The 17,963-nt window shown below is 43.1% G+C and carries 18 protein-coding genes and 5 pseudogenes; 13 read left to right on the forward strand and 10 right to left on the reverse strand.

The annotated features are described in order from the left end of the window. The 3 genes and pseudogenes from FNW02_RS39285 to FNW02_RS34850 all read left to right on the forward strand — a co-directional run. Nucleotides 1-197, forward strand: a pseudogene (locus FNW02_RS39285) (transposase); the annotation flags it as partial. Nucleotides 198-601: 404 nt separating this feature from the next. Further along, a pseudogene (locus FNW02_RS34845) lies at nt 602-1,164 on the forward strand (transposase family protein); the annotation flags it as partial. 236 nt (nt 1,165-1,400) lie between these two features. Continuing rightward, a complete protein-coding gene (locus FNW02_RS34850; protein ID WP_431356842.1) occupies nt 1,401-1,598 on the forward strand; it encodes a hypothetical protein in 198 nt (65 codons plus the stop codon). A 97-nt stretch (nt 1,599-1,695) separates the two neighbouring features. On the opposite strand, the gene FNW02_RS34855 is transcribed toward FNW02_RS34850, so the two are convergent. The 3 genes and pseudogenes from FNW02_RS34855 to FNW02_RS34865 all read right to left on the reverse strand — a co-directional run bounded on the left by FNW02_RS34855 (nt 1,696) and on the right by FNW02_RS34865 (nt 4,373). After that, on the reverse strand, nt 1,696-1,965 hold the full coding sequence (locus FNW02_RS34855) for a hypothetical protein (RefSeq protein ID WP_191762079.1): 270 nt from the start codon (nt 1,963-1,965) through the stop codon (nt 1,696-1,698). Between the two features lie 261 nt (nt 1,966-2,226). After that, nucleotides 2,227-3,547: pseudogene (locus FNW02_RS34860) on the reverse strand (IS4 family transposase). A 73-nt stretch (nt 3,548-3,620) separates the two neighbouring features. Continuing rightward, nucleotides 3,621-4,373 (reverse strand): hypothetical protein, encoded by a 753-nt coding sequence (locus FNW02_RS34865; protein ID WP_191762080.1) that lies wholly within the window; start codon nt 4,371-4,373, stop codon nt 3,621-3,623. A 191-nt stretch (nt 4,374-4,564) separates the two neighbouring features. Between FNW02_RS34865 and FNW02_RS34870 the strand changes: the two genes are divergently transcribed. From FNW02_RS34870 to FNW02_RS34885, 4 genes are all read left to right on the forward strand, one after another. Further along, complete coding sequence (locus tag FNW02_RS34870; protein ID WP_348535496.1) at nt 4,565-4,774, forward strand: helix-turn-helix transcriptional regulator; 210 nt, start codon at nt 4,565-4,567, stop codon at nt 4,772-4,774. A 252-nt stretch (nt 4,775-5,026) separates the two neighbouring features. Beyond that, on the forward strand, nt 5,027-5,848 hold the full coding sequence (locus FNW02_RS34875) for a hypothetical protein (protein WP_225226140.1): 822 nt from the start codon (nt 5,027-5,029) through the stop codon (nt 5,846-5,848). A 76-nt stretch (nt 5,849-5,924) separates the two neighbouring features. Beyond that, complete coding sequence (locus FNW02_RS34880) at nt 5,925-6,155, forward strand: EF-hand domain-containing protein (protein WP_191762082.1); 231 nt, start codon at nt 5,925-5,927, stop codon at nt 6,153-6,155. Nucleotides 6,156-6,562: 407 nt separating this feature from the next. Continuing rightward, nucleotides 6,563-6,838 carry an HU family DNA-binding protein gene (locus FNW02_RS34885; RefSeq protein WP_191762083.1) on the forward strand — a complete coding sequence of 92 codons (276 nt, stop codon included), beginning with the start codon at nt 6,563-6,565 and terminating at the stop codon, nt 6,836-6,838. Nucleotides 6,839-7,137: 299 nt separating this feature from the next. Here FNW02_RS34885 and FNW02_RS34895 read toward each other — a convergent pair whose 3' ends face one another. Both FNW02_RS34895 and FNW02_RS34900 read right to left on the reverse strand, forming a co-directional pair. Then, nucleotides 7,138-7,758, reverse strand: a complete 621-nt coding sequence (locus FNW02_RS34895) for a class I SAM-dependent methyltransferase (protein ID WP_191762085.1) — start codon at nt 7,756-7,758, stop codon at nt 7,138-7,140. 73 nt (nt 7,759-7,831) lie between these two features. Then, nucleotides 7,832-8,467, reverse strand: a complete 636-nt coding sequence (locus FNW02_RS34900; protein ID WP_191762086.1) for a DNA-3-methyladenine glycosylase family protein — start codon at nt 8,465-8,467, stop codon at nt 7,832-7,834. 504 nt (nt 8,468-8,971) lie between these two features. Here FNW02_RS34900 and FNW02_RS34905 point away from each other — a divergent pair. Continuing rightward, a complete protein-coding gene (locus FNW02_RS34905) occupies nt 8,972-9,475 on the forward strand; it encodes a hypothetical protein (RefSeq protein WP_191762087.1) in 504 nt (167 codons plus the stop codon). 129 nt (nt 9,476-9,604) lie between these two features. Here the strand turns inward: FNW02_RS34905 and FNW02_RS34910 are convergent, their stop codons facing one another. Together FNW02_RS34910 and FNW02_RS34915 are read right to left on the reverse strand one after the other, a co-directional pair. Continuing rightward, nucleotides 9,605-9,754, reverse strand: a complete 150-nt coding sequence (locus FNW02_RS34910) for a hypothetical protein (protein ID WP_191762088.1) — start codon at nt 9,752-9,754, stop codon at nt 9,605-9,607. Further along, nucleotides 9,751-11,010 (reverse strand): RNA-guided endonuclease InsQ/TnpB family protein, encoded by a 1,260-nt coding sequence (locus FNW02_RS34915; RefSeq protein WP_191762089.1) that lies wholly within the window; start codon nt 11,008-11,010, stop codon nt 9,751-9,753. Before FNW02_RS34915 ends, FNW02_RS34910 begins: the two co-directional genes overlap by 4 nt. 260 nt (nt 11,011-11,270) lie before the next feature. Here FNW02_RS34915 and FNW02_RS34920 point away from each other — a divergent pair, with 260 nt between their 5' ends. The 5 genes and pseudogenes from FNW02_RS34920 to FNW02_RS34940 form a co-directional block, all read left to right on the forward strand. After that, on the forward strand, nt 11,271-11,579 hold the full coding sequence (locus FNW02_RS34920) for an HNH endonuclease (RefSeq protein ID WP_191762090.1): 309 nt from the start codon (nt 11,271-11,273) through the stop codon (nt 11,577-11,579). Further along, nucleotides 11,576-11,821 (forward strand): DUF5348 domain-containing protein, encoded by a 246-nt coding sequence (locus FNW02_RS34925; RefSeq protein WP_191762091.1) that lies wholly within the window; start codon nt 11,576-11,578, stop codon nt 11,819-11,821. Before FNW02_RS34920 ends, FNW02_RS34925 begins: the two co-directional genes overlap by 4 nt. A 40-nt stretch (nt 11,822-11,861) precedes the next feature. Beyond that, nucleotides 11,862-12,110: a hypothetical protein gene (locus FNW02_RS34930; protein ID WP_191762092.1), complete on the forward strand. Its 249-nt coding sequence runs from the start codon at nt 11,862-11,864 to the stop codon at nt 12,108-12,110. Nucleotides 12,111-12,186: 76 nt separating this feature from the next. Next, nucleotides 12,187-13,977, forward strand: coding sequence for an SF1B family DNA helicase RecD2 (gene recD2, locus FNW02_RS34935; RefSeq protein WP_431356843.1), 1,791 nt, complete (start codon nt 12,187-12,189; stop codon nt 13,975-13,977). A gap of 113 nt (nt 13,978-14,090) precedes the next feature. Then, nucleotides 14,091-14,636: pseudogene (locus FNW02_RS34940) on the forward strand (ATP-dependent DNA helicase); the annotation flags it as partial. A gap of 146 nt (nt 14,637-14,782) precedes the next feature. Here FNW02_RS34940 and FNW02_RS34945 read toward each other — a convergent pair. The 3 genes and pseudogenes from FNW02_RS34945 to FNW02_RS34955 form a co-directional block, all read right to left on the reverse strand. Further along, entirely contained in the window at nt 14,783-16,414 is a 1,632-nt protein-coding gene (locus FNW02_RS34945; protein ID WP_191762093.1) for a PQQ-dependent sugar dehydrogenase, read from the reverse strand. 329 nt (nt 16,415-16,743) lie between these two features. Beyond that, nucleotides 16,744-17,229 carry a hypothetical protein gene (locus tag FNW02_RS34950; protein WP_191762094.1) on the reverse strand — a complete coding sequence of 162 codons (486 nt, stop codon included), beginning with the start codon at nt 17,227-17,229 and terminating at the stop codon, nt 16,744-16,746. A gap of 327 nt (nt 17,230-17,556) precedes the next feature. Next, a pseudogene (locus FNW02_RS34955) lies at nt 17,557-17,963 on the reverse strand (hypothetical protein); the annotation flags it as partial.

The raw sequence follows: 17,963 nt of genomic DNA on the forward strand, positions 1-17,963 counted from the left end.
GGAAGACTAGAAAAAATCGGGGTAGACCAATTCAAATTTCAGTCCCGCGTTTTCAACAAGAGCGTTGTTTTGCTTGGTATCAAAGGAAATATCGACGACTAGTTGTGCGATGGGAGCGGATTTCTGCTTGCTTTAACGCTTTTCTTTCTCTAGCCACAATTCATATTTGGATGAATCGGATTTTATTAGTGGGATAGGTTCATCTTGCAGTAGGTGCAGGGGGAAGTGAAAACTAGGAACCCAGTTAAGCTTTGTTGCATGAAAGAAAAAAAGGACACACTAATCCACGATTGGAGTTGAAATTAGCCTTCTACTTTGTACATTAAACTTGTCCGAAATATAAACTTATGAAAAGAAAAATGGTAAAACGTTACTGCGTTTTCGCGAAAATATCAAAGTTTTGTCTCAAAGCTTTGAACACTCTGGCGCGAGGAGTTTTCGGACAAGTCTCTTGAGGGAAGCATTATAAGCATTCCAATTCTTAACTTTGTACTGGGCTTTCGTCTTCATCTTTGGGCTAGGCGGCGAGCGAACATATTCCTCTTGTGTCACTATCGCAGTAGTATAAGAATGTACAAAGCCTAGAACAAAGACACAGAGGATGGTAGAGCCTCGTTCACCCCTACAAACCATCAAATTTGTGGACGAATATTGCCAGTGGTATAAAAACCTGTTTTCAGATGTTAGAAGCTTTGAGGCATTTAAGTACCTACATATAGGATGTATTTCTAATTTAAAACGGAAAAGTCTACCAGAAATAGCGAAAATAGTAGGCTTAGAGTGGTACTAATTTCATACCAGTATTAGATGAACTGAAGTTAAATTATTTAGTGGCGATTCGCTCAAACCATTCTGTAGATTTGCTTTCTAGACAGAATACACAATATTTAAAGTGGCATAAATTTAAACGGGTATTCTCTGACCTGAGCAGTGAGAATCGGTTTATTAGAGAAATAGTTCACGGCAAACGTGGAGAAAATAGGTATTGGCAAATTACCACAGACATTGAGAAATTACCTGGGAACTCTACTTGGTATGTGATGAGTAAATATCCAGATATTACACCAAGAGACGTTGGCAACTTCTATGGGTTAAGAACCTGGGTTGAATATGGCTTGAAGCAAAGTAATGCAGGAATTAGGCTGGGCTGATTATCGTTTGACCGAACAATTCGCAATTCGCAATTCGCAATTGCGAGCGTAATTGAATAATTGATTCATTCAAGGACACAAGCCTCTCAATTTATTGAGAAAAAATAAAAATACGTAGTATCCATATTCAAGCCCCCGCCTTAAGGTGTGGGGTAATAATTGCGAATTGCGAATTTTAAATTGCGAATTGGTTTGACAAGATACTGTGATATTGAACGATGGTGGGAAATTGTTTGTAGTAGCTATTTAATGGTTAGTCTTCATTCAGAACCTCTGCGTCCCTCTCCACCAGAATTTCAATCAAAATTGACTTCTCATCCTTGGTGGGATAATGGAAAAGGCTGGAAGAATATTCTTAATAATCTCCGTTTAGTAATTCAACCTTTTATTCTCTTTAACTTAATTCAGCCTAGGTGCTTTACCTCCACTTCTATGCAAGGAACGTAACAGTCTTGCAGAAGTACGCTCAACGTAGTTATCAAAAGTTTTAGCCATTGATGCAACCTCCATTAATAACGGCTAACTGTTGTTTGAGAGCATTTATTTACTGTTGATGAGCGTCGATTTCAGTAATTATTTGTGCAGATAATTCTGCTTGTGATAGGGGCTGAATCTGCTCTTGGTGATAGTGTAATAACTCCTCCGAGTTCTTGTGAGGAGTTACAGAGTAACGCCAGCCGCTACCGTATCTCTCAGCTAAGAAACTGTCTTTGGTGTAGTATTCCAAGCTAACTATGATTCCCTGCTGTGTACGCTGACCAAACGTATAGCGCGGATAGTCCCAATCTTTTGGGATAGTGATTGTGGGTTGCATAACTATGATTAATTAATGAAGTGGTTAATTATTGGGAGTGCCATCTTTTGACTTTCTCCCAATAACAATAGGAGTGAGCAGCACTTTAAATTACTGCCCACTTTTAGGGTTTATACTGTTACTAATTCCCGAATGGGTTGAAAATCTGCGTTCTCAAACAACTGTTGCAGTTCGTTAGGGGTTAGCTGCTCAAGTTGTCTGTATGACAATTCATCATAGGAGGCGGGTTCTGTCTCAACAGTGGGTACAACATCATTGGTGTCAAGTTAAGGCATCAGCCCAGATGTCAAGAGAGCGAGCAGCTGTTCGTCGGTGGCGTTGACGGACGGCTTTAACCAAGCCCATCGAACGATAATGTTCGACAAGCCAAGGAATAAGTTGTAACTTAGGGTCAAGTAAAAGTGCGCGGTGAAAAAAATATAAACTGCGAAACACCATTTCTACGGAAATGCGTTCAATAGGTTGTCGTAAAGCGATCGCTACATCAGCACACAAATCATTCAGAACAGCATAGAAAATCCAAGTAGCGTATATTTGCATTTGTACACCGTTAGTACCACCAACCCACAGATAGGACAAGCCCAACAATCGCTTAGTCAATAAAAATGCGTCCTCAATCCGCCAACGTCGTCGGTATAAATCACAAACTTCTTGTGGCGAAAGTTGTTGTGGGCCAAGAACATTAGTTAAATAATGATACCAAGTCTTACCCCACAATACTGATACTAGGCGCATGGGATGGTGGCAAGGGTGAGTGTGATTCAATCCCATGTGAATAATTTCATCTTTGTAGTGAGAGCCTTGAGAAAGTACACGTGTTACCCGATATGTCACCAAATTCTTTTGGCGTGTGAGTACATACTTGCCAGATGCGGTAAGAGAATCAAACAAGCTCATTGCCATAAAATCTCATGTCTACTATCAGTAAGCCACCATCAGGTAAACGTTCTAACAGTGCTTGCCACCAACGAGTCTCATTGATTTTGGCATCAGCATCATACCAAATTGCTACCGGAGTGTGAGTGAAAGCTTCTACAACCATCAGTATTTTTCCTGCCAACACCGTACCTGTTTTTTCTTGCAGTTGTCCGAAGTGTTTTTTCATCGCTTCGAGTGTTGAGGCATCTCCAATCCAGATAGCGGTAAATCTTTGTGCTACTGATGACCAAGCTGGGGCTAATTCTCTTGCGCTCCTTTTCACTGCCAGACGCTCTATCACTTGCTCGAATAATTTCGCAAATAGATGAGCAGGCAAACTATTGAGTCTTTGTGACAACGCTTGCTTACTCACTCTTGTTGCTTTCACCCACATTAATCCCTCTATTTCTAGCGATCGCAATACATCTGTGAGATGCTGTATTTGTCGATACACTATACTCAATACTATTGCTGCCATTACTGGCAAGGTCAGTACTCGTGAACGCAAGCTCCGTTCTTTGTCTTTTACCCCTTTGAGGTTAGCAAATGTACCTGGGCTGACTAGTTCAAACAAGCGTGATTCTATTTCTTGGCTGGCTGGGACAGGTACGCTGACTCGATGGCGAAAATCTGGATTCCCTTGTTTTTTCCGTGGTTTACTCATGGCTTTTTCAACACAGCGGTGTTGATTGACTTTTACCATTGATTTGCCCACTCTTGACAGCCATCTATTTTTCTTAACTTGACACCAATGGTACAACATCAACCATCGACAACCACCACACGGCGTCCAAAGCCGAATCACAGGGTATTTTTTCCTGGCTCTCCCCTGCACGCATCACCCACCAGTTACCGTCAGTGCATCCCACTTCACCCAGCTTGATATTCTCGCGGTAAATTCCATCGTCGAAAATATCGAAGCCGAATTTCTCACACTCGTTGAAAATCTGCGCCATGACTTCGTTACCAGTGGTGGGTAATTCTGGTTCTGGTGCTAAGAGCGTGGTTTCAGTTTGGTTGAGTGCTGTTGGTAATTCTTCGTTGAGTGTTCCGTCTTGATGATGCCAAGTGATGTAGCGGTGGCATCTGCTCCATGTGTTAGCTCTGTGTACTTCCTTACCGTTCACCATTACAACCCAAGGTTGCGTTAAGTCATTGTCATGGGTGATTGCAGCTACCAGCTTGCCATTAGTATAAAATTCGTGATCGTAAAAGCTGATTTCTACTGTTTTCAGTGGTTCCGGTGCGACGGCTTGGGCTTGGATGGCGATGTGCTGTTCTAGTTCGGCTTGTGCGATCGCTTGTTCCTCTACGACATCAGCTACTTTCTGTACCTTGCTTGCTTGATGCTCAACAATTGCGCTAATCCACGCATCCTTGCACCGTTTGTCTTGTACTTCGACTGTACAGCCGATTTCGCTGTAGATTTGCTTGAGCCGGGCAATAGATTTCAGTTGCAGCTGTTGTTGGCTGTAGATTTGGTATGTCATGATTGATGAACCTTTAAATTTAGGGGCAAGAGAAGCGCTTGAGATTGCAAGTCCAGAGCGCTTCTCTATATTGTCATTATTTGCTAACCCGTTAGCGCTTGTAAATAGCACAAAGGGATATTTTAATTGAGTTTACTAACTAGATAATTTAATGAGATATAATACACTCTTGGTAAACTTAGGTAATGAATATGAAGCAGCTAAGAGAAAGAAAAGGACTAAGAACAGTAGATGTTGCTAGCCGTGTAGGTATAGCAGAATCTACCGTTCGTAACTGGGAGTATGGGAAAACTATTCCAAAACTACGAATTGATCAGTTCAGCGAACTCATGAAACTGTACGAATGCAGTTTTGATGAACTGATGACGGCAGTAAAGGAATCAGCTAATGTTCTCGAATGAAATAAACCTTTTAACTGTTACCTTTTTTGCTTCTATTGAAGGGATAATCGCTTCCGTAGTCTGGACTATTTATTACGTTGCAATGAACTTCAAGCTACCATTCCTTGCATTTGGCGCTCGGTAAATCCGTTTCCCAGTATGGATTAGCCATAACTGCTGATAGTTACGGAATATGTATTAAGCAAGATTAGCTCAACTGAGTTGCAACTTAATGTCGATTTGCTTCATAGAGTGGAAACGGCGTTAATCAATATGTCAAACGAGGAAGATCCGGTTTCAGCAGACATAACTGTTACCTTTGTCGAAGTTCCAGAATTAACTGAGCAGGAACAGCGCGATCGCCTGCATCTAGAGCGCCGTGTGGAGAGAGCAGTTTTTGAAGCAGGTAAGGCACTGGCGGAATTGCGCGATCGCAGACTGTACCGTTCGACGCATAAAACATTTGAGGATTATTGTCGCGATCGCTTTGGGCATAGTCGTCGCCAGTCTTATCTTTTAATGGATGCAGCGGTTGTTTTTGATAATTTGCTTGAAAAATGTGATCCAATGGATCACATTTTGCCAACTAGTGAGCGCCAAGTCCGACCGATGACCAAGCTTGAACCCCAACAACAGCAAGAAGTATGGCAACAGGCGGTAGAACTTGCTGGCGGGAAAGTGCCGACTGGTAGAATCGTCAAAGATGTGGTGCAAAAGATCATGGAGCGTACCAAAGTACCAAACACTTACCAGTTAGGTGAAGTCTGCCAAATCTTAGCCAAAGATAATCCTGATTTGCGAGGAAAAGGCGGGAATTGGTGCATAGTCAACCATGTGGGTGAATTCAGTTGTACAGTCACAATGTGGGATGGGGAGTACACAGTTGGCTTGCAGTATCTCAAGTCATTCGACTATCTACCTGCCGAATGTCAGCAGATGCTCTTGATATGCGAGCGCGTGATTCGGGTGTATTCCAGGGAGTTGGAGGAATCGGTGCAGAAATTTCTTGAGTCGTTGGGAAAGCTGAACCGGACTTATTTGACGGACTTGGAAGAAAAGCTGTTTATTGTTCTGGAGTCGCAAGCCATAGCATAGTGAAACAAAACTGTTCTTGCGTCTTTGTCAAGATTTTGAGATATTATATTGAAAAATTAATTCAGATAGAAAAATTATGGCAACCGAGCAAGAGCTTCAATCTCTCTTTAATACCTTAGATACCGATCAAGATGGTAAAGTCTCAATTAATGAGCTTTTTCTAAGCCCAGGCTTAAGTGCAATCATCTCGGCAGAAACAGGTATCAATAGCCCCCAGGAATTGCTAGCTATGCATGGAGATAGAGACGGTAGTATCACCTTTGAAGAATTAAAGAAAGTTGTTGAGAAAGCAGGGAATTTAAACTAACAATCAAAAAACAAGGGTTCAAAAATAGTTAGACAAAATTGCCCACGGCTATTTCGATTTTTTGGGTTTGGTAAACCAGAATAATAACTAGATTACAGTTTTACATAAGCTCCAGTAAAAGCTGATGTAGCCTATTAGATTGCTACTGGTCGCTCCCGTAGTAAACCTTGTGCAAGTCCGCATAAATCACATGAAAAAGCGCAAACTGTAGATTGACCGTTTGACTACAGTAGATACTCTCCTGAAACTCAACTGACTGTACCCATTAATTCAAAGTCGCCACAGCAGTAGCCGTGCGTTGTTAATTTTCGTATGCTGCTTGATTGTTAGTCCTTTTCCCTCTTTTCTCACAGAAGTTAGTCATGGTAAAGTAAATCTCCTTTACTTGAAATGCTTCAGGGTAATTTATGAACAAAGGTGAACTAGTAGATGCTGTAGCAGCAAAGACCAACATCACAAAAAAGCAAGCCGATGAAGTAATCAGTGCTTTTTTGTCAGTTGTTACCGAGGCTGTGGCTAATGGGGAGAAGATAACGCTGGTAGGGTTTGGCTCATTTGAACGGCGGGAACGCTCAGAGCGCGAAGGCCGTAATCCCAAAACCAAGGAGGCAATCACAATTCCAGCTACCAAAGTGCCTGCGTTTTCTCCTGGGAAGCTGTTCAAAGAAAAAGTAGCACCATAGATTAATTGCTAGTGGTCAAGCAATCTAATTACTGCTCCCGCTGTAGCGTTCGCCCAGGCGCGTTGGCGCAGCCATCGCAGTTCTCAAGACAGGATATGGCACGCTAGGGGGAACGTGAGTGTTGGGTTGCAGATGTTACAGATGGCGATCGCTGCACCAACGCTTGCCTTCTTGATGCCCATTCTCGGAGCGTCTTCTGTCTTGAGAAAGGCTGTAGGGAGATCGCGCTTCACTGGCAAGAAAATGCGATTGTGCCTGACCCGATGCCGCTTATTAGATATTACCTTAACGCCAAAAATTTATAATGCTTTCTTAGTTGCACATCCAAGGTATAGATGAGCTATCAAATCTGAAAAATTTTCAGGGGTGAATTGCTTTAGCTCTACATGGTCAAAATGCTGTTCTAACAACTTTTGAATATCTCTATTCAGGTGACATCCATCGGCTATGACTTTTTGAATTGGTGTGAGGCGATGCTGCCAAACCTGTACGCTAGGCTTATCACTCAACCCATGTTCCACGAAAAAGAACCTGCCACCCGGTTTTAGTACTCGATAAACTTCTTGGAGTGCTTGTTGTACATTTGCAATACTGCACAAAGTCCAAGTACTGACCACACTATCAAATGTATTGTCTGGCATCGGGAGATTTTCACTTGATAGCAGGAGTTGTTCAACTATAATATCAGAATCACTAATACGCTTGTTTGCCAAAGCATTCATTCCAGGATTCACGTCAACTGTAGTGATTTTGTGAATACTACAAGCATAGTAAGCCAAATTTAATCCAGTTCCAAACCCAATTTCTAGAACTTCTCCGGTGACATCGGCTAGCAATTCCTGACGATATTTAGCTAAGGTCGGAACTGACAAACTCCAGTCGAGAAGACGTGGAAAAATAACTCGCGAATACAACCCCATAATTCTCAACCCTTGACAATTTAATTTTATGCTTAGTAGGAGTGTTGAGCGAGAAAATCTGTAGAACAGTGGATTATTGCTGCGATTGCTTAGTTATCCTGATCTCTAAACTCCGCCATAGATACCAACAGGCGATAGAGCGGTAGGGTTTCCACATCTGTCCTAAATGCTCTACAGTCTTTTTATTAGGAAGCTCTGGTAAACTATAAACTCGGTGAATCCCTGCACGAATACCCAAGTCATCGACAGGTAGAACATCAAGCCGATGTAAACGAAACATAAGCAGCATCTGCACCGTCCAACGCCCAATGCCTTTTATTGGTGTTAAAGTTTCGATGATAGATTCATCGTCCATTGCCTGCAATTCATCTAGCGTAGGTAATCCATCTATAACCTTTTGAGCAAGGTCTTTCAAATACAAAATTTTCGGACGTGAAATCCCTGCTCCTCGCAAAACTTCATCTGGAGTGTTGAGGATATCTAAAGCTGTAGGCAAAGGAGTTTGAGCATAAAGTTGCAAAAATCTACTGTGGATCGAAGCAGCAGCTTTGCCCGATATCTGCTGATAAAGGATCGAGCGAGAAAGAGAAAACAGCAAGTCTCCACTTTGTTGTACTTCATAGAGCTTGCAATCTCCTACAATTTCTATTACCTCTGACAAGAGCGGATCTGACTGTTTGAGAGTTTGAATTGCAACTGAGTAATCCATTATTTCGTGAGTCAACAAGTAAGCAATTGCACTTTACACCGTATCATCTGGCCAAGCCGACTCAATCGCAGTAACAGAATAATTGTGAGCCTTCTTGCCCTGACTTTTGTATCTCTCCAAATTCACCTGATTTGAATTGCTCAGAAATTCCTCAAAGAAGGTTTAACTTATTCTATCTAGTCCTCATAGCTTTGACCGCGCTCACAATGGTATTGGGTGTGAATGGTAGAACAAGTTATAAAATTAGCTTCAAACGTAAATCTCGACGGAACTACAAAAGGATATCAGCTAAGGGTGCGTTAAAATTTGAAGTAATGCAAGTTGATTGATTTGAAACTAAATTAAAGAATCGAGGGTAAAAGTTGCTCACAGGGCAAAATTTAAGAATTGGGTTGTTGATAAGTTGTTTATACAGCATTTGTGATAAGCAATCAAAGTACTGTATGTAAACGGTGTAACCCAAAAATAGCGATGTAAAGACTAATATTTACAGGTGTCAAAAGTATGGCTAAGGTGACAATTTCTATTGGGCTAACTGATGCAGAAATCAAAGCTTTATCCGCAATGCAGATTTCGGAAAATGAGTCCTTAAATCACGCAGCGACAAGATTGCTCCAGGGAATCCTGGGCCAGTCAAAGGCTGTGCTGGCATTATCTGATGGTGATGACATTAAGGAAATAGTTAAACAGGAAGTAAATGCTTCTTCTGCGTCTACACCTGATGGGGAAGAGATAAAACAGGTGATTAGGCAGGAATTAGCCAAAGCGATCGCTCAAATAAAGGGTTTAATAGAAAAGCGTTCGGGTGGAGTTTCCCTACCTACACAAGAGGGCAGTTCTGTTGAGCAGCAAGTCTTACCAGATTATTCAGCAATACGCGAAAATATCCTTTCCCAATTGAAAACAGGTAAGCAGTCAGCAGCCAAGGCAATCGATACTTTTATTGAGGAATTGGCTGCTGCAAAGGAGCAACAACAGCCAGCAGATGAAGAATTAGGTGTAGCTTAGAGAGGATTTTTCTGTTAGCCACTGGTGTCAAACAAGAGCTATTTCAGATATTTGAGATGCGTGCGGTCTAAAAGCTTATCCATACCTACTCTATCGCTTGTAAGAAAGCAGGCAGTTATCAGGATGCTATTAGCCACTCAATTTCATGACACCTTGATTCACTAGATGTTCAAGCTTTTCATCGGACTGTATTTGAGAACGCAGTAGCTTGAGCTGTTCATAGCTGGTGACATCCTCCCACACTGAATCAGAGATTACAGTATGGGCTTCCCAAATCACTTTGAGAACTTCCTGGTTTTTCCCTTACGGGATTTCGACACTTGCCTAGATTGAGTGACCCCAACCCCCGGTAGATCGTCTGCACAGGCAGTTTCCATTCCCCCAAGTCCTGGGGTACTAATGAGAGCTAGACCTCGATTACGAATGACTTGACCACTAGCGACATCTCTGTCCGTTACATATCCGCAATGAGGACAACAGTGAACTCTAATACTCAGGTCTTTTTTGACCTCGTTACCACATTCAGGACATTCTTGAGAGGTTCCTTTTGCATCGACTTCACCGAAAAACTTTCCACGTTTCCAGCACACATACTGTGTAATAGAGCGAAACTGCCCAAAAGCAGCGTCTAGCATGTGTTTACCCAGCATTCCCTTAGCGCTGACCCGATAGTCTAAATCTTCCATGAAGATCATATCTGCAAAATCACACAGGGTATGAGCTTGCTGAAAGTGAAAATTCTTACGGGCGTTATCAATTTCGTGATGCAGTCGCGCCACCTTCAGACGTTGTTTCTCGTAATTATTCGACCGATGAAATTTTCTAGAGAGTCTGCGTTGCAGCAATTTCAGCTTGCTTTGCATCTGCTTAAAAAACTTGGGCGGTTTGACAACTACGCCGTCACTGGTTGCCAAAAACTTGGATAGCCCAATATCAACCCCTATGGGATGTCCATGTGGCATTGGAGCAGGAACATTCACATCACATTGAATATTGACTGATGCGTACCATTTATCCGCCTTCTTGAGTATACGAACCTGTTTGACTACAAAACCCTCTGGAATGGGACGATGTAGATTGATGGCAATCAAACCGAGTTTTGGCAGTTTGATATGTATGCCAGTAATGGGATTTTCTTTGAACTGAGGAAACAGCAAAGACTTGAACTGTCCATATTTTTTGAATCGTGGAAATCCAAACCCACGCTCACTGAATTCTTCCCAAGCACGGTGCAATTGTTTAATGGCTTGCTGCAACACCTGAGAAGGAACTTCAGTCAATTTGGGAAATTCTTTCTTGGCTTTGGGCAATGCATTCAACTGTTGCATTTCGCTTGGGAACTTCAAATTGGCGCTTAGTATGTACTCCTGTTTCAAAGAGCATCGGTCAATTTGACACTTACGGCTATTGCACCAATCTTTGATCTGTCGCAGTGCATAGTTATAGGCACTGCGACAGATTTCCATCCACTCAAACAGAGTGTTTTGTGCAGTGGTATCAGGGTAGATTCGGTAGCGATAGTTTAGTGTTAACATTTTGATATTCTAGCAATTTTACTGAGCAGTACCCCCAAGCATGAATACTTGTTTTATGGGCATCGAACCCATTAAACAAGTGCGGGATGTCCGTGTATCCCACCGCCAAATCTATATTCTGGCGAGGGTCTTACAGCCTCCCGTCCCATCAAAAGGATAATATGTAATCCTGGACGAACAGGATAACCGTTGACGGTAAAATTTTCTGGCTGTTGGCTATCGGTGCAATTTGTTGTGTTGCTGCTCTCTCAGGTATTTGTATGAGTCGAACCCGCTACTCCAAAGATTGGAAAGAAATTGCCACATCTATCAAAGAATCCTGCGACTGGCGCTGCTCTCGCTGTAATCGCCCCTGCTTGCGCCCTGGTGAAAACCCACAAGGCTGGTCTAAATCCCAACGTCGGGTATACAACCTACAGGTACATCACCACAACTTCAACCCTTCTGATAACCGAATTGAGAACTTGATTTGCCTCTGTAGTGCGTGTCATCTTTATTACCACCAGTTTCGACGAGGTAATATCTCTCCTGGACAATTATCACTGTTCTCAGAGGATAGTTGCTCGTGACAGAACCGTTAGAAATATGTTCAGAAAGCGGCGGTACTCGTCCCTATCTGATGGGCAAGCCAATTCATGCTGGCGATTGCTTGCAAGTGCTTGTGAGTGGTCACTGGTACGACGCGCGATGCGAGTGCTACACAGAGGCAGGAAAAATTTGCTGGTACTTGATTGTATTTAAGGTTGAAGAGGAGGAGATTTTTGAGGATTTCTCGAACCTGGTGTGTAGATTCGAGTCTATTAGTAATTAGAAAAATTATTATTAAAGAAGCAGAGCCATAAAGATAATCAATGCCCAGCAAGATAATTCAAGTCAAAGAGTACACCGTTAGAGCGCATCAGCGGGAAATTCACACGCGCACTTTCAACTTCGTCTGCAAGCAGTGCGATGAGCCGACACAGCGTGAGACTTTCGGGATTCGTCCTCTTTATTGCGAAAGATGCCGTCCGCCACAAGCACCAAAGAAATCAGCAGTGCCTCTCAAGAAAAGAAAACCTAGACCTATGACTTATAAAAGTGACGAGGGCAAAGTGGGGTAACTAATGCTGGTGTAGTAATTGGTATTTTTGTACTATAATGAAGCCGCTCTTATATGTGCGGCGTTCTCAAAAAGTAATGTCCACTTCACCAATCTTTTCCCCTCAGCAATTAAATACATCTGTTCCGCACGAAACAATTACCGGAGTAGTAGAACGCCTAACATTCTACTCCTCTGAATCCGGCTATACTGTGGCACGCCTGGTGCGCCCTCGTGCCACGGAACTTACAACAATCGTCGGCAGTTTCGCCAATATTCAGCCAGGGCAAACTCTACAATTAACTGGTTTTTGGCGTGACCATCCCCAGTTTGGCCCACAGTTTCAAGTTGTCAACTACCGAGAAACCAAACCCGCCACACTCACCGGAATTGAGAAATATCTCGGCAGTGGTCTAATCAAAGGTGTTGGCCCGGTAACAGCAAAACGGATTGTTGCTCACTTTGGTTTGGAAACTCTGGAGATTATTGAAAACCAAATCGAGCGCCTAGTTGAAGTTCAAGGTATAGCCAAAAAGCGGATTACCTTAATCAAAAACGCTTGGGAAACGCAGAAAGCCATCAAAGAGGTGATGGTGTTTCTCCAAAGTCATGGCGTTTCTACTACCTATGCAGTCAAAATTTACAAACAGTACAAAGATGAGGCGATCGCCACTGTTACTAGCAACCCCTACCAACTAGCCACGGATATCTACGGGATCGGGTTTCTCACAGCTGATAAGATTGCCTTTAATTTGGGAGTTGCACCAGACAGTGAGTTTCGTTACCGTGCTGGGTTAATTCATGCTTTGGGTGAAGCTGCTGCTGATGGTCATTGCTATTTGCCACAACCAGAATTAATTGAGCAAGTCATTAAACTGCTGACTACAGAATCGCACGAACCGAAAGAAAACGCGATCGCTGACATCATTAAAGACATGGCACTCAAGGATGACCTCATCCGAGAAAAGGGTGAAGACCAAACACTGCTGTGCTACAAACCAACTTACTTTCACACTGAGCAAAATTTAGCACAACTGATCCAATCTAGATTAAGCCAACCAGTTGCACAAGATATGCCTCGTGTACGTGACTGGATTGAGCGCTTCACTAAAAGTCGTCAAATCCAACTTTCACCACAGCAACGAGAAGCAGTAGAGATCGCTGCGTATTCAAGGGTGATGATACTCACTGGTGGCCCTGGTTGCGGCAAAACTTTCACCACCCACACGATCGTTAGCTTGTGGCAAGCAATGGGTAAATCTATCGCCCTAGCTGCTCCCACTGGACGCGCTGCTCAACGCTTGGGCGAGATGACTGGGCTTGAAGCCAAAACTATTCATCGCTTGTTAGAATTCGACCCCAAGACAATGGGCTTTAAATGCGGTAGCGATAACCCTTTGCCTCACACAGCAATTATCGTTGATGAAGCGAGTATGTTGGATTTGTTTCTGGCATATTCTTTAATTAAAGCTGTAGCAGAAGGCGCTCAATTGTTGTTGGTGGGTGATATCGACCAGCTGCCATCCGTGGGCCCAGGACAGATACTCGCTGACTTGATTAATTCCGGTAGAGTACCAGTGGTGCGGTTAACCCAGGTTTTTCGCCAAGCGCAGCAGAGTGCAATTATTACTGCCGCACATCAAATTAATCTTGGGCAGTACCCCACAATTGAGCCAATCTCCGATAATCCGGTGTCTGATTGCATTTGGCACGGCGGCGGACATCAGCCGGAACATGGTGTACAAGCGATTTGTGAGTTGATTACTGACCTAATTCCTCGGCTAGGTTTTAATCCGGCAACTGATGTTCAAGTCCGAATGTCACTAAGAAAAGCTGGGGGAGCTGGGGAGGCTGGGGAGGCTGGGGGAGAAAAGAGGAAATTTTCGTAATTATTACTACTTTAATAACCGTGGATACACGCATTTATTTGTCTTCCCCAGCACCCCCCGCTCCCCCAGCTCCCCCAGCTTGCCTCAACAAATAACTAAACTTAGTGCCATTCGTTCAAGTCCTTTGCCCAATGACGCGGGGGGTTGTCGGTACTCGCAACCTCAACACGGTATTGCAGCAGTTGATTAATCCGCCCAGCCCAAATAAGGTGGAAATTACCAGAGGCGGGAATTTGTTGCGCGAGGGCGATCGCATTATTCAACTGACCAATGACTACAACCGCGAAGTCTTCAATGGTGACTTGGGAATTATCCAGAGCATTGATACTGTTGAGCAAGAAGTCGCGGTGCGGTATGGTGAGCGCACTGTCGTTTACGATTACGCAGATTTGAATGAAATTGCCCTCGCCTGGAGCGTTACCGTGCATAAAAGTCAGGGGTCAGAATATCCGGTGGTGATTTTTCCAGTATATATGCAGCACTACATGATGCTCTCGCGTAACCTGTTTTACACTGGGTTGACCCGTGCGAAGAAGTTGGCGATCGTTATTGGCTCCAAGAAAGCAATTTCTTTGACGGTGCGCTTTACTGATGACCAACAGCGTTATACGCAATTGCGTTCTAGGTTGATGTCGCAAAAAGAGTTGGCAAGTAGTTGAAAACATAACCTACATCAAAAGCCAGCTATTCAACTAAAGGATTTTTGAAAACTTGAGCTATTAGAGCGTCGATTCGCCGAAAGTCAGCCATAGCAATAAACTGACCGTCCTTAAGATTTTCTTTACGAATACGCTCTAACTTGAGGTTACTTTACTTCTATAAAAGATATTATGTCGTTAAAATCGTCTCCGACATATTTATGCTCACCAGAACCATACTCACGGCATCGACCACCATTGTTATGTTCGCATACACGTACTACTGTATCTGGTGGCACGCGTAATGAGCTTATACTGTCATTACCAACGATACTCAAGTCACCTTGGCTAGCTTTGTATATTCCTGGACTTGTAGGAAAAGATTGAGAAACTCCAGCAAAGTTCATGTGTTTGTAGACCTGAATCTGTTCAACTGACGGCGTATAGGAGAGCTTATAGATAGTGCCGCTGTAGTCGTCTGAGATTAACAAATTGCCCTGCTGATCTACTACCATATCCACGGGTCGTCCCCAGACTTGTTGGGTTGCTGTAATTAGCCAGCCGCTAACTAAATCTATCTGATCTCCTGGGATATTTTTTGTATTGTCCCAAGGAAAATAAGCTATTTTATAGCCTGTTTTTTTCTGCCGATTCCATGAACCGTGCAGCCCCACCACTGCCCCAGTAGAGTACAAGCTGGGAAACTTTGTATCTTGTAAAAAGGTTAATCCCAACGGAGCCGAATGCGCTTGGATACCTTTGGTAATCCTGTCCATTGCGTTGCAATTAACACGCCCATCAGCATTAAACTGAAAGTCGCGGTCGAACGGCATATCGTTGAAGCCATTTGGCTTGTCAGGATTGGGGTTGCAGAATGGCCAACCGTAGTTGCCACCATCTCGAACTTTTGTGAACTCTTCTGGTGGGTGGTTGTCCACGTAAGACGGGATAACCTTACCGTAGTTGCCACTGCTATCGTTGAAGGGATAGGCGATATTGTCTCGATTATTAACGACTACCCAAAGGTCATTTGTTTCAGGCAAGAATGCCAGTCCTTCTGCATTGCGTAAGCCTTGGGCAAAAAGTCGCGGATTGCTTCCATCAGCGTTGTACTGGTAAATCGCGCCCCGCCGTGGGTTACTTACAGTATCTTCCAGGCAGGCGTTGCACGTCGAGGCGATCGACACGTACAGTTTATGATTGGCATCAAGTGCAATATTTTTCAGTTCGTGACCGTAAGAGCCTTTGAGTTCCGGTGTGCTGCTATCTGGTAGTCCAGCTATAACAACTTGGCGATTGTTTGCGGTTATGTCTCCAGATTTGTAGGTGAAGCGGTTAATTTGATGAGTTTCAGAGATATAAACGTATGTGGTATCGTCAATCGTGTGAAACACGATGTCATGCGGTTTGCGTAGACCCGTTACGAAATCAGAAATAATTGGGTCATTGTTGCCATTTGGTTGCACGATTAGCACTTTACCTGTACTGGGTTGTGAGACTAGAAGATCCCCATTGGGAGCAACTGCCATAAATCGGGCTTTGGGAATTCGCGCATAAACGGAGATGGCGAAGTTAGGAGGCACTTTCAAGTAACGGCTAGTATTGAAGGGTGCAGAGATCATGCTACTTGGCACTTCAACTTTGGTTTCAACAGATGCACCAGGTGGGCTAGCCTCGGCGGCGTTGGTCAGACCCTCGAAGTACATCACAGTAGTTAGCAGGGTGAGTAAACTAAATAGCCGTGCAGATACTCTCCGTTTAAGCCACTTTCTTGGGTGTAGAGCAAACCGAACTAACATTTTGAACTTCCTTGTGGTGGTGAGATTCATAACTACACCTAAGACTGCGTTTAAAGCCTTAGTTGTAGCAGCCAGCATTCAATATTTGAAGAATACATTCGTCAGAATACATTTGTCAGAATGCAATCAGTGGGAGATTCAGCCCTCTGGTCAGAGCGGAGCGCTCTCGTCCGAGCCGTTCGCGAAGCGTCTCGTAGAGAGGCTGACTCGGATCGGAACTTTGTAAGATAGACCCCCGCTGAATTGTTGCACCACCAAATCCTAGATTTGGTGGGGGTATTAAACCCGTCTATTCAGACGCTCTCTACGAGACGCTGCGCGTAGCTTGCTTAAGCGTAGGGGTACGCGGACTCGCTTTGCGTGGCGCTATCCGCTTTTTCGGTAGTACTTAAAAACTCAAAAGATAGGACTTCGGAACTTGGCTTAAATAAAATAGAGGAATCGGTAATATAAGGTCTATCTTTTAATTTTTGGCTCTCCCACTCAGGATAAATGTAATTTTGCAACCAGCCACTAAGCTCCAAAGAATACTTATTGTCTATCTGATTTAATAGTGCTATCGCATTATTCTTAGATAAAAAGTCAAACTTTTCTCCATACAACTCTAATGGAAAAGCCAGATTTTTTATCAGGCTTTCATATTTACTCACTTTGAAATATACTTGTTCCTCCAAGCAATAGTTCATCACAGAAAAAGCTGCAACACTTAAATTTACAGCATCATCAGCAAATATAAAACTCTCACCGTCTTTATTTGATTCATAATCTATAGGTAGCCAAAAGTCTATACAAAAAAACTGATAATTAGTAGACATAAATTACTTCATCCTTTAAAAGGATAGCCGAATTCTACTGACATTTCCTAGACTAATGAATTTAAGTTGAATTGCTTGAGATGAAATAACAGCAAGGGCAAACCGCTTTAAAACACACCAGATGTGCTTAGAGTTTGAATTCATGCTGTTAAAAACAGTACCACTATGCCTACTGGTTTCTTTGTATATCTAAAGGAGTAAATTGAAGAATTTTATTTGAATCTTAAGCTCTTTTTTATACCAAACATCGCAAGTATTGAGCTTCTTGACCGAACCGTATTGGGTGTGTGAAGGTGTAGGAAAAACTATAACTACTTCTTTGCAATACTAACTAACCGGATGATATAACCCCGTATTCTCATGAAATTCCCACCCCATACCCGATTTATCCTTGCCCTTGCACCATGCCACAAAAAGTGGTGGGTGCAGCTGATTACGCTGTTCGCGTATAGCTTCTACACTAACACCAAGTCTTGCAGCTAAACCTTCTTCGCTTAGCGGTTGAATTCTTTGAGTAGACCGTTGATAATATGAATTGTTGTACGATTTCTTGGTTTGCTTGAGTTGATTATTCAGATAATCTTGAATTTTAAGAATCGCTTCGGCTAATTGTTTGATTCGAGCTGCCATCCCCGAAATTTTTTGTTCTAAATCGGCAAGATTAGGGATTGCTGTGGTTTGATTGCTATTAGATTCACTTAAGGACTGTGACTCTAGCTTATCTAGTCTTTCGC

Origin of the sequence: Komarekiella delphini-convector SJRDD-AB1 (assembly GCF_014831675.1) — a bacterium.
GTDB lineage: Bacteria > Cyanobacteriota > Cyanobacteriia > Cyanobacteriales > Nostocaceae > Komarekiella.

Excerpts from the sequence above, each read along its gene's own strand:
- FNW02_RS34920 (WP_191762090.1), top strand. The coding sequence starts at position 11,271 with ATGAGTCGAACCCGCTACTCCAAAGATTGGAAAGAAATTGCCACATCT.
- FNW02_RS34880 (WP_191762082.1), top strand. The coding sequence starts at position 5,925 with ATGGCAACCGAGCAAGAGCTTCAATCTCTCTTTAATACCTTAGATACC.
- FNW02_RS34855 (WP_191762079.1), bottom strand. The coding sequence starts at position 1,965 with ATGCAACCCACAATCACTATCCCAAAAGATTGGGACTATCCGCGCTAT.
- FNW02_RS34915 (WP_191762089.1), bottom strand. The coding sequence starts at position 11,010 with ATGTTAACACTAAACTATCGCTACCGAATCTACCCTGATACCACTGCA.
- FNW02_RS34865 (WP_191762080.1), bottom strand. The coding sequence starts at position 4,373 with ATGACATACCAAATCTACAGCCAACAACAGCTGCAACTGAAATCTATT.
- FNW02_RS34875 (WP_225226140.1), top strand. The coding sequence starts at position 5,027 with ATGTCAAACGAGGAAGATCCGGTTTCAGCAGACATAACTGTTACCTTT.
- FNW02_RS34950 (WP_191762094.1), bottom strand. The coding sequence starts at position 17,229 with ATGTCTACTAATTATCAGTTTTTTTGTATAGACTTTTGGCTACCTATA.
- FNW02_RS34905 (WP_191762087.1), top strand. The coding sequence starts at position 8,972 with ATGGCTAAGGTGACAATTTCTATTGGGCTAACTGATGCAGAAATCAAA.
- FNW02_RS34900 (WP_191762086.1), bottom strand. The coding sequence starts at position 8,467 with ATGGATTACTCAGTTGCAATTCAAACTCTCAAACAGTCAGATCCGCTC.
- FNW02_RS34850 (WP_431356842.1), top strand. The coding sequence starts at position 1,401 with ATGGTTAGTCTTCATTCAGAACCTCTGCGTCCCTCTCCACCAGAATTT.
- FNW02_RS34885 (WP_191762083.1), top strand. The coding sequence starts at position 6,563 with ATGAACAAAGGTGAACTAGTAGATGCTGTAGCAGCAAAGACCAACATC.
- FNW02_RS34870 (WP_348535496.1), top strand. The coding sequence starts at position 4,565 with ATGAAGCAGCTAAGAGAAAGAAAAGGACTAAGAACAGTAGATGTTGCT.
- FNW02_RS34930 (WP_191762092.1), top strand. The coding sequence starts at position 11,862 with ATGCCCAGCAAGATAATTCAAGTCAAAGAGTACACCGTTAGAGCGCAT.
- FNW02_RS34895 (WP_191762085.1), bottom strand. The coding sequence starts at position 7,758 with ATGGGGTTGTATTCGCGAGTTATTTTTCCACGTCTTCTCGACTGGAGT.
- FNW02_RS34945 (WP_191762093.1), bottom strand. The coding sequence starts at position 16,414 with ATGTTAGTTCGGTTTGCTCTACACCCAAGAAAGTGGCTTAAACGGAGA.
- recD2 (WP_431356843.1), top strand. The coding sequence starts at position 12,187 with ATGTCCACTTCACCAATCTTTTCCCCTCAGCAATTAAATACATCTGTT.